The 13,890-nt window shown below is 57.9% G+C and carries 12 protein-coding genes; 8 read left to right on the top strand and 4 right to left on the bottom strand.

What is annotated here, in order from left to right:
* The first annotated feature begins 1,029 nt into the window (after nucleotides 1-1,029).
* Nucleotides 1,030-1,848, top strand: coding sequence for a LuxR C-terminal-related transcriptional regulator (locus NKI59_RS18940; RefSeq protein ID WP_352623056.1), 819 nt, complete (start codon nucleotides 1,030-1,032; stop codon nucleotides 1,846-1,848).
* Nucleotides 1,849-2,184: 336 nt separating this feature from the next.
* The gene (locus NKI59_RS18935; RefSeq protein WP_352623057.1) at nucleotides 2,185-2,451 is read left to right on the top strand and encodes a hypothetical protein; all 267 of its coding nucleotides are present in this window, start codon (nucleotides 2,185-2,187) and stop codon (nucleotides 2,449-2,451) included.
* A 114-nt stretch (nucleotides 2,452-2,565) separates the two neighbouring features.
* Here NKI59_RS18935 and NKI59_RS18930 read toward each other — a convergent pair whose 3' ends face one another.
* The 4 genes from NKI59_RS18930 to NKI59_RS18915 form a co-directional block, all read right to left on the bottom strand.
* Complete coding sequence (locus NKI59_RS18930; RefSeq protein ID WP_352623058.1) at nucleotides 2,566-3,324, bottom strand: LuxR C-terminal-related transcriptional regulator; 759 nt, start codon at nucleotides 3,322-3,324, stop codon at nucleotides 2,566-2,568.
* 550 nt (nucleotides 3,325-3,874) lie between these two features.
* Nucleotides 3,875-4,531, bottom strand: coding sequence for a Crp/Fnr family transcriptional regulator (locus tag NKI59_RS18925; protein WP_352623059.1), 657 nt, complete (start codon nucleotides 4,529-4,531; stop codon nucleotides 3,875-3,877).
* Nucleotides 4,532-4,860: 329 nt separating this feature from the next.
* Nucleotides 4,861-5,817, bottom strand: a complete 957-nt coding sequence (locus NKI59_RS18920) for an FAD-binding oxidoreductase (RefSeq protein ID WP_352705998.1) — start codon at nucleotides 5,815-5,817, stop codon at nucleotides 4,861-4,863.
* 211 nt (nucleotides 5,818-6,028) lie between these two features.
* Nucleotides 6,029-6,886, bottom strand: a complete 858-nt coding sequence (locus NKI59_RS18915) for a LysR family transcriptional regulator (RefSeq protein ID WP_292653663.1) — start codon at nucleotides 6,884-6,886, stop codon at nucleotides 6,029-6,031.
* 133 nt (nucleotides 6,887-7,019) lie between these two features.
* Between NKI59_RS18915 and NKI59_RS18910 the strand changes: the two genes are divergently transcribed.
* From NKI59_RS18910 to NKI59_RS18885, 6 genes are all read left to right on the top strand, one after another.
* Complete coding sequence (locus tag NKI59_RS18910) at nucleotides 7,020-8,102, top strand: amidohydrolase family protein (protein WP_352591395.1); 1,083 nt, start codon at nucleotides 7,020-7,022, stop codon at nucleotides 8,100-8,102.
* Nucleotides 8,103-8,113: 11 nt separating this feature from the next.
* Complete coding sequence (locus tag NKI59_RS18905; protein WP_352591398.1) at nucleotides 8,114-8,467, top strand: Rieske (2Fe-2S) protein; 354 nt, start codon at nucleotides 8,114-8,116, stop codon at nucleotides 8,465-8,467.
* A gap of 112 nt (nucleotides 8,468-8,579) precedes the next feature.
* Nucleotides 8,580-10,187: an ABC transporter substrate-binding protein gene (locus NKI59_RS18900; RefSeq protein WP_352705996.1), complete on the top strand. Its 1,608-nt coding sequence runs from the start codon at nucleotides 8,580-8,582 to the stop codon at nucleotides 10,185-10,187.
* Nucleotides 10,188-10,287: 100 nt separating this feature from the next.
* Complete coding sequence (locus NKI59_RS18895) at nucleotides 10,288-11,334, top strand: ABC transporter permease (protein WP_352705994.1); 1,047 nt, start codon at nucleotides 10,288-10,290, stop codon at nucleotides 11,332-11,334.
* Nucleotides 11,331-12,215 carry an ABC transporter permease gene (locus NKI59_RS18890; RefSeq protein ID WP_352449149.1) on the top strand — a complete coding sequence of 295 codons (885 nt, stop codon included), beginning with the start codon at nucleotides 11,331-11,333 and terminating at the stop codon, nucleotides 12,213-12,215. Before NKI59_RS18895 ends, NKI59_RS18890 begins: the two co-directional genes overlap by 4 nt.
* Nucleotides 12,205-13,833 (top strand): ABC transporter ATP-binding protein, encoded by a 1,629-nt coding sequence (locus NKI59_RS18885; protein WP_352706033.1) that lies wholly within the window; start codon nucleotides 12,205-12,207, stop codon nucleotides 13,831-13,833. Before NKI59_RS18890 ends, NKI59_RS18885 begins: the two co-directional genes overlap by 11 nt.
* Nucleotides 13,834-13,890: the final 57 nt, after the last annotated feature.

Genomic DNA, 13,890 nt, shown 5'->3' with positions numbered 1-13,890 from the left:
CCTTCACCGCCGGCAGCACAACTGTCCCTTTGTGGGCACTCCATTCGGATAAAGGAGAATCTGGGGCAAACTCGTCCAACCGGATTGCTGCGCTCCAGGAGAGCTTCCTCGATGGTGACAGGACAAACGCGATCGAACGAAACGGGGGGCCGGAAACTTGGTTTGCCGACGTGCGTCTCTGTGGCTCCGACATGCATTGGCAGGATAGCTGGGCCGTTTCCCACTATGTTGTCCGGGCCCAGAAGAACGACGCGACGAAGCCGTCAGTCTTGGCAATCCTATCGGGTAATCATAGCGAAACTGGCCGCATCGCGTTTCTTTCGTCGGCTCTCACGTCTGGCTAGAATTCCGGCCCCGACAAAGCAAGATCCCTTGCAGCGTTACCCTAAATCGGCCGCGGCAGGCAACGCGTCCATTGCGGGCCGCAGGGGTGCTGCAAAGGAGCGACTTGGCAGACTTCCCCATTTTTTTAAGCCGAAAAGCATCTGCGCTGTGTGTCAGTGCTGCGTCGCGCGCTTGACTCACACCCAGTTCGCTTCGCCACGGCCGGCCGCGGCACGCATTGCCTCAGCTGCTGAAGCTCGGCGTGTGCGGCGTGTGCTCAGATCAGCGTGCCCGCGTCAGTGTCGGCTTCACCCGGCCCTGCGCGACATCCCCGAGTGGTCGACTGCCGCGGGGCGGCTCGCCTGAGCCCGCCGCTCGCCGCATAAACCGCGACCCTCTCCCGCCAGATCGGAGGCACCACCACGCCCACCGGAAAACAAGCCCTGGCAATCCTCACGGCCGCGCAGTCCTTTGCTACGATGGCCGCCTCCCTGAGCTGCTGAAACCAAGAGCTCGTGCCCTTGACCAAAAGCCCCAGGTTGAAGAATTCGGATACGCCTCGATGATGCTGCCCTACGCCTAAAGATGGTATTTGGGTGTAAGGGTTTCCGAGCGTAACATTAAGAACACAAGAAACTGTGCGGCTGGCGCTTTGGAGCATCCCAATCGACATGTGTATCCCAATCGCGCCGAGCGAGAGCGATAATGACAAGAAAATCTTTCATAACGGTGCTTGTCGAGCCGAGCGAGTTGCTTCGAGAAGCGCTTAGTCGAACCCTGAATGCGGCAAATTTTCGTATTCTTTTCTCCGCGGCGACTGTTCACGATCTTCTGCAGAAGCCGCTACCCCAGCACCGTTCCATCTTGCTCATCATAGATGTCGGCGATACTGATGCGGATGCTGAGTTCGCACAAATTGCAGACTTTAAAGCGATCTACCCGACCAGCCATGTCGTTGCGCTAGCCGATCACTGTCGAACGACCAATATAATCTCAGCTTTTCGTGCCGGGGCTAACGGGTATCTGACAAAGGTCGCTGCTTACGACACGTTCATTAAAGCTCTCGAATTGGTTACGCTAGGGCAAATCGTGTTGCCTACGGAAACTTCGATGGTAATTGAAGATTTCAGACAAGGGTTGAGAAATGATGCTGTAGCTGCTGAGTTACCGAGCGCTGCAGTTAAAGTGGAGATTGAAGGTGAAGAACTAGTGATTTTGTCAAATCGGGAGAAGTCCATTCTGCGTCGCTTGATCGGAGGGGAATCCAACAAAGTCATCGCGCGCGAGATTAATATCGCCGAGGCTACAGTGAAGGTACACGTCAAGGCCATCCTTCGAAAGATTCGGGTTCGCAACCGAACACAGGCCGCAGTTTGGGCAATGAAGCATGGTATGGTTACTCCAGCGTCTGGCGACGGCCCGACGGGGAACGACACGATAGAACCTCAGTCAGCTCACCATCCGCATGACCTGCCTGAAGCACAAAACGGATACCTCTTTCTCGATGATGATCATCCAATATGACCTGCGATAGATCTTCGTTCGGGCTGGCGCATCCATGTGCCAGACTTCGTTGCCGATCAACAAGGCATAGGGCTCAAATCGTTCCCGGGCTGGGCGAAGGAGCGCGGTGGAGACCGCACGCATCATGCGGACGGCGCCGATGTGACCACGACCCGGCCCTTTGTATTGGCGGCGGTCGTCTCAGATCCGGTTTCGTTACGCGTTGTCGCCTGTACTCAATAGCGTCGATTGCCGAATTAGATCGCCTCAAACGGCTCGAACTCACTGCGTGATTTGACAACAAATTGCAAAGCTCACGGATTTTATTGCCATTTTGAATCTGAGGAATTCATCAAAATGGGCGAAGCGAAGACTGTTTCTGGATTGTCATTCAGCGAAGTCCGGATCGGAACGGTTGAAGGCGGAGAATCCGGGGTGCTGGTGTGGAAACGCGACCAATTGGTGGCGGTCCTTACCCAAATCGACGAGGAAGCATATTCCACGAAAGGCAAATGGTTCCTCGAAACGGGATTCGGGCTGCTGAGCGGGCAGCACAAGAATTTCGATACGATCGAGGAGGCCATAGGATGGGTAGGAAGCCACACCTTCCCCGAGCCTGCTTAGACAGCCGATTAGCCGCCGATTCCGCCCTTCGACTTTCACAATACATGTTTGATAGGGCAAATAGCCGAACATGGCCACAGGATTCACCCAAGGTGGGCAGTGTTATGCTTGGGCTCACTCTTCAGGCAGAGTTCCTTCTGAGAGAAGATCGTTGACCTTGCAGGCGACTTCCGTGCGGTTGGTCGCCTTTAGCTTCTTCATGATATTGCGGATGTGGACCTTCACCGTGCTTTCGCGCAAATTCAGTTCGTAGGCGATGATCTTGTTCGCCTTGCCGCGCCGGAGCGCTAGCGCAACCTCGGCCTGCCTAAGCGTGAAAATGCCCGCCAAAGGCTCCGTGTCGCGGCGGCCCGACTCTATCAGGTGCCGCATAGCAAGGACACTGCTCGCCGGCACGAAGATGCCTCCCGCTGCCGCGAGGTTGATTGCCTCGACACAGACATCGATTCCAACAGAGGTCGGAATGTAGCCGCGTGCACCGCATTCGAGAGCGGTCAGTATCTGGGCAAGGTCTTCTGTCTCGGCCAGGACGACCACAGGGACCGATTTGAACTCGGATGAAATGTGCCTGATCTCGTCAGCGAGGCCATAATCTGTAACCTTCCGACTGCCAAGGTTGAAGAGTATGGCTGCAAGGGGAGGGGCAGAGCTCTTTCCGACGCGCCATTCCTCGACGGAACGCCACGCGGTGACATCCATACCGAGTTCGTGGTCCACGAGAGCCGATGCGAGACACTCGCGGTCTAGTGCCCTTCCGTCCAGAATGAGGAGGCATTCCCTGCCTGTCTGCCCGCGGACGGTTTCCGTTCCACCGGACGGGACTCCGGATCGATTTGCCGAAGTGTAATTGTGCAGTCCTGCTGTGGAGCCCATATCAATACCCGCTCTTCCACACAAGCCGCCTTGCGCCGGCCGATATGGTTTCCGCATTCTCTGGCATTGAAAAACTTGGTATTGCGCCTTGTGAAACGTCGAGGCTCGATTACTCCATTTGCGTCCTGTTTAGTTCCCGACCCAGCAGACACCCAACTTGGGTAAGTGTAGGGTTTATTTATAAGCAGTCTCTAACATAGGTTGCTTTTTTCATAATTTTCAGGGAACCGACGCCAACCCGGACCAAAAGGGCTGCAATCCGCCTGAAGACGCATGCACAGGACCACTTGGCCATCTCACCTAGCAGGCAGCCGAATGTTGATCGGCTGGTACCTGCGGCGATTCCCGTGGTAGACCAGAACTCCTGAAGGTGCCGTTGACATGGTTAGCGCACAGCGCTGATAGCCATGGCTCAACAATTTAGCTTGAGCCCCACCCCAGGATCTGCCGCAGTAAAAGGGGCTCCGCGCATATTTCAGCAACACACCGGCCTCGGTGCGACAGGCCGAGTTGCCGCCCGTCATGATAATCTCTTCAAGAGAGATAGCCGCTACCTGAGATACTCGCTGTCGAATCCGGCTGTTTCGACCAGCTTCTTGCGATTGATCACTTCTACATGGCCTGACTTGAAAGAGACGAGATCGGCCTTGCGGAGCTCCCTTAACGTTCGGTTGACGTGAACCGTGGTCATGCCGAGTATGTCGGCCAGTTCATGCTGGGCAAGAGGACACTCATACCTTCCATGCGCCGACAGCCCAACCCTGGAGAGCCTCACCTCCAACTCTAGCAGGAAGTGGGCGGTACGCCTCATCGCGTTCCGCCGCCCGGTATTCATGAGATGTTCGGCAAGGATGGCGTTCAGGCGCGCCAGGGAGCAGGCGATCTTCTTCCCGATTCGGCCTTCCGACAGGATGGCCTCGACCAGTTCCTTACTGGAAATTTCATAAACAGCTAGTTCGGTTATGGACGCCAGCGACGCAAGACGGGGTCCGTCCAAGCCACGGAAACCGACGACATCCCCCTTGAGGGGAGTGTCTATGATCTGCCGCTCTCCGTCCGGCAGTGCCTGATAAAGTATGCCCCAGCCCGATTTTACAATGAATATCTCACTGTTGTCGTCCTCCTGGCGGCATATCACCGAATGGGGTTTATAGATTTTTGCGGTAACACCGAGAAAATTGTTGTTTCCCCACTCATTCTTCGACAACGTCCCCCCTATGGGATGAGAGCACATGAACTGCAATAGTGTCTGCATGGAGGATCGCAAGTTTGCTTCCGTTTCCGCAAGACTGACAATAGTATCCCCCGTATAGAATCGACAGAACGACCTCTTACCCTAACGGCGGGTTGGCCTACTGTCCTCGTCTGTTTGAATGAGGTAACTGCCTCTAACTTAGAGTGTTCGGGGGCGGTCAAGTCTCCGGGTAAGGCCGGACAACATGCTCCGAAATGCCAATCACTTGCGGCGCAGCAGTGCGGCTTGATTGTGCAACGCAAAGGCTGATCCGATTTGTCCCGCGATGCGGTATGTGACAATTAGAGATCAAGCAAAACGTCGCCTTGCGGCCGGCTGCAGCACGCCAGGACGTAGCCTGCCGATTTGTCCTCCAAGGTCAGCCCGCCTACGTCATCCATGACGACTTCGCCGGACAGCTTGGCGATCCGACAGGTCCCGCAAACTCCCTGCTGGCAAGCGGTCGGGACGTAGACGCCACATTGGCGCGCCGCTTCGAGCAAGGTCTCTCCGGGCGCGCAGTCATGCGCAATGCCAGACCTGACGAAGCGGACCGAAGACGAAACCTTTGAAGCCGGTACCGAACGCGAACTGTTGCCGCCTCCGAAGCTCTCCTCATGATACTGTGAACGGGCGAGGCCGATTGCCTCCAGGCAGCCGCGTGCCGTCTTCATGTAGGATTCCGGCCCACAGGCGAAAATGGTGCGGCTATGGAGATCGGGAACCAGGTTCAGGAGCATTTGACTGCCAATGCGTCCAGTTGGACCCCTCCATGCCGCGTCTTCCTGACTGCAAATGCAAGTCACTTTAACATTGGGAAAGCGAGCGGCAAGTGCGTCCAGTTCAAGCCGAAAGATGATGTCTTCCGGCGTTCTCGCACTGTGAATGAAGCGGATATCCTGGTCGGCTGCGCGGTCGGTAAATGCGCGCAGCATCGACATGACGGGAGTTATCCCGCTGCCACCTGAAAGGAAGAGGGACTTTGCATGCGGCAGATCGTCGAGATTGAACGAGCCGAGCGGCCCTTCGATCTCGATCCCGTCGCCCGGCATCAAATTGTCATGCAGCCAATTCGAAACGAGCCCGGCCGGCGTCCGTTTGACGGTGATCTGTAGGTCGAGCGGTCGCGTCGGCGGTGACGAAACGGAGTAGGAGCGCGTCACCGCGGCACCGTTGATCCTAAGGTGTACCAGAACATACTGGCCAGCGCTGAAGCAGAACATCCGATCTGAAGTGGGTGTGAGAACGAATGTTTTCACATCGTGCGTTTCGTCGATCACGCGCCGGCAGAGCACAGGCTGCGGTGTTGTCTGTGCCCAATGCCGGTGACGCTTTGTTGGGACGAAGCCGGAGGCTGCAAAGGCCGCGTATGCATTCATCAGTCAACTCGGGTTTGAAGTCGAGCCAAGATGCCACGTCAAACCCCGCTGAACAGCCGCGCAATCCTGCCTTTATGATCGGTAATTTCGATTAGACTTCCAGTGACATTACAGCAACCTGGAGAGCTCGGATGCCTTTGCGAATAATTGGTTCATGTTTGCGGCGCGCGAGTATCGCGGTGTGGACTGGCTGGTGCAGCGTCGGCGCTCCCTCGACGAGAAACGATGGGAGCTCGGCCGTGAACCGGCGCGCATCGTCGCTACGCATATAGCAGGTGCCGCCCGTTCGTCGGAGCATGATCTCCGCCAGAGTTTCCGATCCCGTCGAAAGCCGACAGATCGCCAACTCGGCCAGCAGCTCTGCGTGCGTCTTTTCCAGCACGGCGGTGTAGCCCGGGCGAATGTAGGTTTCAGGGTCGACGTCGGACAGCGTTCTGGCAGCCGTCGAAACCATCACATATTCCTCGACCATCAGATGCTCGTAGGCGATCTCAGGCAGGTAACGAGGCGCATAAAGCACGGCGATATCAAGATTTCCCATGCTTAGGTCGCTGACCATCTGGTTCGAATAATCCGACTCGACATGGATCGAGGATTTGGGAAGCGCCTGGCACAGTGTCTCGACCCATCCCGGCAGGACCGAACGGGTCATGCCTACTTGAGCGGCGATGCGCAAGGTGCCCTCGAAACGGTTGAACGCTCGCACGTCGTGGCGAGCTTGCGACCACGTCGACAGCAGGGATCTGGCGTACGCTTCGAACCGCCGCCCTGCGGCTGTCGGCTCAGCACCGGCACGCCCGCGCTGAAAGAGCTCCGACCCGATCGCACTCTCCAGATTCTTGATGCGGGTGCTGATCGTCGACTGGGTCAATCCCAACCGATCGGCGGTGCGATTGAAGTTTCGCGACTCGATAATGTCGAGAAAGGTTTCGATGTGATCTAGCTGCACATGACCTCCGATCGAAAAAGTCGATCATATTGGGCCGGATCATAAGCTTGATCAAACAATACTCAAGGCGGAAGCTGCACACGGTGAAATCGGCCGGCAGATCGACCAGGCTGAAGCTACGGAGCTGAGCAACGTGTTCATAGTCGACTGCGATTGTCACAATTACTGGTCAAGCGCGACCGTATTGGAGCCTTACCTTTCCGGCCTATGGAAGGACATGTTCGTCGAAGGCGAGAAGACAGGTCCCGTTGGCGCCTTCCCGCATGGCCATCGTCCCTGGTTTCATCCGCAGGACTTCTCCCGCAAGGACGTCCGTCCGAAAACAGAAGCCGACAACTATCTCATCATGAAGGAAAAACACCTCGACAAGTACAAGGTCGATGTGGCGATCCTGACCGGCGACGAGCCGATCGAGGCTTCCACCCTCGCCAATCCCTATTATGCCAGCGCCCTCGTCAGCGCCTACAATGACTATCAGATCGACCACTGGCTGCCGAAGGACGATCGCTTCATGGGCTCGATCATCGTCGCGCCACAGGATCCGAAGCTCGCGGCCGCCGAGATACGCCGTCTGGGCAATCACCCGCGCATGGTTCAGGTTCTCGCTTCGCAAGGCTCCGTCAAGCCCTATGGCGATCCGTTTTACCATCCAATTTATGAGGCTTGCGCCGAGGTGGGGCTGCCCTTTGCCATTCATCTGGGCGGCCATGGCGGCGTGAATTCGACCGCGATTGCTCCGGCCCCGACGACATTCTTCTGGGAGACCCATGCCATCCTGCACATGTCGGCGATTTCACATGTCGCAAGCATGATTGCGCATGGCGTCTTCGAGAAATGGCCGGATCTCTACTTCGTAGTCATCGAGTGCGGCGTCGCCTGGGTGCCGTCGGTATTATGGCGCCTGGACGCCGATTACAAAGCTCTACGCAAAGAGACGCCATGGCTGAAGATGCTGCCGTCCGAATACTGCCGGCGCAACATCCGCTTTTCCACGCAGCCGCTGGAGCAGCCCGCAAATATTCAGCATCTCTGGTCCACTCTCGAGGCGATGGACGGCGAAAATACGCTGATGTTTGCCTCCGATTATCCGCATTGGGATTACGACGACGCCAACACGCTGCAAATCCCTCCCGCCTGGAAGAGCAAGATCATGGGGCTGAATGCGTTGGAGGTCTACAAACGCATCCCCCGCGCGCAAGCGGCGAATGCCGCCTGAGGAAGCAGACGATGCCTGAGAAGACATATATTTGCCGTGTCGACGAGATCGAAACCGGATCTCCCTTCATCACCAAGATCCGCAGCCTTTCGGTCGGGGTTTTCCGCATCGGAGATTCATTCCACGCGCTGCTGAATGTTTGTCCGCACCGCGGCGCTCCGCTTTGCGAGGGGCCGCAATGCGGAACAACTGCACCGGTCGAAGGGGCGCAATTCATCTATCACCGCGAAAACGAGATCGTGCGCTGCGCCTGGCATGGCTGGGAATTCGACATCAAATCAGGCGCGGCCCTGGTCGATCCGTCCGTTCGCGCGCGCACATTTCCAGTCACCGTCGAGGCGGGCAGCATCTATGTGACAGCCTGATCGAGGTGCGGATTTGAGCGGTCAGAAGAAAGGGTGATCGCGGCTGACGAGCAGATTTCTTCACAGGTGCTTGACGAACAATAACGCGGAAAATCCGCAATGGGAGAGTCAAATGTCAGAATCTGAATACAAGCTTGGTATCGCTCAAAGCCAGACTGGCCGCGGCAAGATTTCCCGTCGCGACTTCATTCATCTTGGGCTGGCCGCTGGGCTGACGCTTACCGCTGCGGACAAGCTCTTCGTCAGCACGGCCCGGGCCGAACCGCTGCAGGGCGGCTTCGCCAAGCTCGGCATGGCACATGGGGCAACAACGGATTCGATCGATCCGGCCGGCTACCCGGACACATTCACACAAACCGTGTTCTCGGGCTCGATGTCCAACAGCCTCACCGAGGTCGACGCCAAAGGCAACGTCCAGCCGGACCTTGCCGAGAGCTTTGAATCGTCGGATGGCGCCAAAACCTGGGTCTTCAAGCTGCGCAAGGGCGCAACCTTCCACAACGGCAAGAATGTGACGGCGGACGACGTCGTGACTTCGCTGCGCTACCATATGGGCGACGAAACCAAATCGGCGGCGAAGCCGCTGCTTGAACCGGTCGCCAGCATCAAGGCGGACGGCCCGGAGACGGTTGTCTTCACGTTGAAGAGCGGCAATGCCGACTTCCCCTACATCATGAGTGACTACCATCTGGTCATCATGCCGGCCAAGGACGGCAAGGCGGATTGGGGATCGGGCGTTCGCACCGGTGCTTTCGTGCTTGAGAACTTCCAGCCCGGAGTTTCGGCCAAGCTCAAGCGCAATCCGAACTACTTCAAAAATGGCAAACCCTATCTCGACGAGGTGGAGTTCATCGCCATCACCGATCTCGCCGCTCGCATGGCCGCATTATCGACAGGGGAGGTGGACTATATTGGCCGCGCCGACCTCAAGACCCTCGGCATGTTGAAACGCAATCCCAAGGTGGAGATCGTCGAGGTCACCGGCTATGGCCACTATACCTTGCCGATGAATGTCACGATGGCGCCGTTCGACAATCCGGACGTCCGAATGGCTTTGAAATGGGCGATCAATCGTCAGGAGATCGTCGACAAGATCTTTCTCGGCCACGCCACCGTGGCCAACGACAACCCGATCGCGCCGGCAATCAAATTCGCCACGAATCCGCAGCCGCAACACAGTTTCGATCCGGAGAAAGCCAAGCATTATCTGAAAAAGGCCGGAATGGAAAAACTGAAGGTGGATCTCTCGGTCGCCGATGCCGCTTTTGCAGGCGCTGTGGACGCGGCTGCGCTCATCCGCGAAACGGCAGCCCAGTGCGGCATCGACGTAAACGTCGTGCGTGAGGCCGAGGACGCCTATTGGGACAATGTCTGGCTCAAGAAACCTTGGTGCGCTTCCTATTGGAGCGGTCGCGCGACCGCCGACTGGATGTTCACACAAGCCTTCGCCGCGGACTCCAGCTGGAACGAGTCGTTCTGGAAAAATCCTCGCTTCAACGAGTTGCTTGTCCAGGCGCGCGCCGAGACGGACGATGCCAAGCGGTCGGCAATGTATGCCGAGATGCAGCAACTGACCCATGATGATGGCGGCAGCATCGTGCTGGTCTTCAACAATTTCGTCAGCGCCAAATCCAATAAGCTCGCACATGGCGAGGTGGCGCCGAACTGGGAGAACGATGGACTGAAGATGGCCGAACGCTGGTGGATCGCCACTGCGTGAGAGTGCGGGCCGGACCCGCGATGGTTGCGAGGGTCCGGTTGGCCCCGGTGTGCCCTGCCGGATGTGGCAGGGCAGCGGCCGCAACGGGAAACGCGTGCAAATGAACCCCGTCGCAAGAACGGTTCTGCAGCGCCTTGGCCTCGGCCTGGTCACGCTGTTCATCGTGTCCATCATCATCTTTTCTGCGATTGCAATGCTTCCGGGCGACTTCGCCAAGGCGATGCTCGGGCAATCCGCCACACCCGAAACGGTCGCCGCCTTCCAGCGAGAAATTGGCATCGACCGTCCGCCTGTCGAGCGCTACTTCGTCTGGGTCGGGCAGATGCTCCACGGGGATTTCGGCTCTTCGTTCGCGAGCCGCACCGGGTATCGGCGCACTGTCGCCGAGATCATCGCGCCGCGCCTCTACAATACGATGTTCCTCGCATCGATGACCGCGCTGATCGCAGTTCCGCTGGCCCTGGGACTTGGCATCCTCGCTGCGCTCTACCGCAATGGCTGGTTCGACCGGCTGGTGAACGCAGTGACGCTGACAACCATTTCGTTCCCGGAGTTTTTCGTCGCCTATATGCTAGCCTACCTGGTCATCTCGCGCGACACGTTCATCGGATCCGAGTTCGCACAATCCCTGCCGCACTGGCTCGCAGTGTCACTGAACTGGATGCTCAACGCAGTTCCCAAGTTCCCGACATTGTCGAATGTGAACGACCAGACGCCATTCTGGGAGCATGTCTGGAGAGTAGCCTTGCCGGCAATCACACTTACGCTCGTCATCGTCGCCCACATGATGCGCATGACACGAGCCGCGATCATCAACATGCTGGCAAGCCCCTATATCGACATGGCGCGGCTGAAGGGAATGTCGCCCATGGCCATCGTACTCAGGCATGCGTTGCCCAACGCCTGGGCTCCGATCGTCACGGTGGTAGCGTTCAATCTCGCTTATCTGGTCGTCGGAGTGGTCGTGGTCGAAGTGGTGTTCGTCTATCCCGGCATTGGTCAGCTGATGGTTGATGCGGTCAAATCCAGGGATGTTCCGGTTGTCCAGGCCTGCGCCCTGATTTTCGCGGCGACCTACATCCTGCTCAATCTGACCGCCGACATCATTTCGATCGCCACCAATCCAAGGCTCTTGCATCCACGATGACCAGCTACGAACCCATCGCTCAGGTTCACAGGCTGAGGCGCTCGCGCGCCACCCGGGCCAAAACGGCGCTGAAGAAGGCACCCTTCAGTGCCTGGTTCGGCATCCTCGTCATCATCGGCTATGTCATCGTTGCGGTGTTCGCGCATTGGATCGCCCCATACGGCGAAACGCAGGTCTTCAGCGAAGCCTTCGCACCGTGGAGCCAGCAGTTCAAACTGGGAACCGACCAGCTCGGCCGCGATATGCTCACACGCTTGATTTACGGTGCACGCAACACCATCGGTATCGCCGTCGCGACCACACTGCTGTCCTTCGCCGTCGGCGTCTCGCTAGGCCTTCTAGCCGCATTGTACAGGGGATGGCTCGACCAGATACTGTCGCGTGCGGTGGACGTGTTGATGTCGATCCCAAGCCTGATCTTCGCCCTGGTGCTGCTTTCGATCTTCGGGTCGTCGATCACCAGCCTGATAATCATCATTGCGCTGCTCGATTCCACCCGTGTCTTTCGGCTCGCACGCGCCGTCGGGCTTAACGTGGCAGTGATGGAATATGTCGAAGTGGCGCGATTGCGCGGCGAAGGCCCGAAATGGATCATCGCCAAGGAAATCCTTCCCAACGTGATGCCGCCGCTGGTCGCGGAGTTCGGCTTGCGATTTTGCTTCGTATTCCTCACGATCGCGGCACTGTCCTTCCTGGGCGTCGGTATTCAGCCGCCGACCGCTGATTGGGGGTCGATGGTGCGCGAGAATGCAACCCTGATCACCTACGGCGATGTCACGCCGCTGCTGCCGGCCGGCGCGATTGCCCTCCTCACGGTATCCGTCAATTTCGTCGTCGACTGGTTCCTGCACGCAACAAGCGGGTTGCGGGATGAAAGGTAGCGGTCCGGCCTCGCGCGAAAAAGGCAAGGATCTACTTCAGATCCGCAATCTCCATGTGGAGGGCTTCTCGGACGAGCGATGGCATCCCATTGTCCGCGGGGTCGATCTGGCGCTGAAGCGGGGGGAGGTTCTTGGCCTGATCGGCGAGTCAGGCGCCGGCAAATCCACCATTGGCCTCGCCGCGATGGGTTACGCCAAGCCGGGCTGCCGTATCACACAGGGCTCGATCCTGTTCGACGGGATCGATCTTCTGGCACTCAGCGAAACAGGGCGGCGTCGCCTCAGAGGCTCCCGTATCGCCTATGTCGCACAAAGCGCCGCGGCCTCTTTCAATCCGGCCCACCGGCTCCTCGATCAGACTGTCGAAACTGTGGTGGCGCATGGGATTGCCAGCCGAGAGAAAGCGAACCGGAGTGCCGTCGATCTTTATCGGCGTCTTCAGCTTCCAGACCCGGAGACCATCGGCTTTCGCTATCCTCATCAGGTTTCCGGCGGACAGTTGCAACGGGCAATGACCGCTATGGCGATGGCCTGTCGTCCGGACCTCATCGTCTTCGACGAGCCAACGACGGCGCTCGATGTGACGACGCAGGTCGAAGTTCTCGCCTCCATTCGCAATGTCGTGGAGGAATTCAACACGGCTGCAATTTATGTGACGCATGATCTGGCGGTGGTGGCGCAAATGGCGGACCGCATCATGGTTTTGCGCGATGGACTTACCGTGGAGGAGGCTGAAACACGCCAGATGCTCGCCTCGCCCAGCCAGGAATATACCAAAACGCTCTGGGCCGTGCGCAAGCTCGCCAAGCCCGAAGTTCCGGCCGATGAATATCTGCTTACGATAGACAACGTCACCGCGGCTTACGCGCGGAGGGTCAAGGTGCTCCAGGATGTCTCCATCAAAGTTCCACGTGGACGAACAGTGGCTGTGGTCGGCGAATCCGGTTCCGGGAAATCGACGCTCGCTCGCGTCGTTACCGGCCTGTTGCCGCCGCTTTCGGGGTCGATTTCCTTTGCCGGCCAGGCCCTTTCCAAGACCCTGGAGACCCGCCCAAAAGAGATTCTGCGTCGCATACAGATGATTTATCAAATGCCCGACAACGCGCTAAATCCGCGCCAGACGGTCGAAGAAGTCATAGCTCGGCCGCTTGAATTCTATCTTGGCCTCAAGGGAGCGCAGCGGGATCGGCGGATCGGCGAACTCATGCACATGGTCGAGATGAGCGAAACTTACTTGGATCGTCTGCCGGCCGAACTGTCGGGGGGCCAGAAGCAGCGCGTTTGCATCGCCCGGGCGTTGGCCGCCGATCCGGAACTCATCATCTGCGACGAAATCACATCCGCCCTCGACCAGATTGTGCAGGAGGAAATCCTGAAGCTCTTGATGCGGCTTCAGCGCGAGCTCGCCATGAGCTACATTTTCATCACCCATGACATTGCCACCGTGCGAGCGATCGCCGACGAAATTGTGGTCATGCACCAGGGGAAAGTCGTTGAGCAGGGATTGAAGAGCGAAATTCTCACGCCGCCGCATGCCCCCTATACTGAACGGCTTTTATCCTCCGTGCCGGAAATGGATCCGGATTGGCTGACAAGGCTGCTGGCCAGCCGGGGCTGAGGACGCATTGTTATTCAACGCGAATGAACGCCAAGCTGCGGATCGGGCGGCATGACA

It is taken from the genome of Mesorhizobium sp. M0598 (assembly GCF_040320865.1).
Lineage (GTDB): Bacteria > Pseudomonadota > Alphaproteobacteria > Rhizobiales > Rhizobiaceae > Mesorhizobium.
Note: the sequence above shows the minus strand (reverse complement) of the source record. Positions and strands in the feature narration are given on the sequence as shown.

Bases quoted from the DNA above. Each gene is read 5' to 3' on its own strand.
- NKI59_RS18940 (WP_352623056.1), top strand. From the start codon at position 1,030: ATGACAAGAAAATCTTTCATAACGGTGCTTGTCGAGCCGAGCGAGTTG.
- NKI59_RS18935 (WP_352623057.1), top strand. From the start codon at position 2,185: ATGGGCGAAGCGAAGACTGTTTCTGGATTGTCATTCAGCGAAGTCCGG.
- NKI59_RS18930 (WP_352623058.1), bottom strand. From the start codon at position 3,324: ATGGGCTCCACAGCAGGACTGCACAATTACACTTCGGCAAATCGATCC.
- NKI59_RS18905 (WP_352591398.1), top strand. From the start codon at position 8,114: ATGCCTGAGAAGACATATATTTGCCGTGTCGACGAGATCGAAACCGGA.
- NKI59_RS18900 (WP_352705996.1), top strand. From the start codon at position 8,580: ATGTCAGAATCTGAATACAAGCTTGGTATCGCTCAAAGCCAGACTGGC.
- NKI59_RS18895 (WP_352705994.1), top strand. From the start codon at position 10,288: ATGAACCCCGTCGCAAGAACGGTTCTGCAGCGCCTTGGCCTCGGCCTG.
- NKI59_RS18890 (WP_352449149.1), top strand. From the start codon at position 11,331: ATGACCAGCTACGAACCCATCGCTCAGGTTCACAGGCTGAGGCGCTCG.
- NKI59_RS18885 (WP_352706033.1), top strand. From the start codon at position 12,205: ATGAAAGGTAGCGGTCCGGCCTCGCGCGAAAAAGGCAAGGATCTACTT.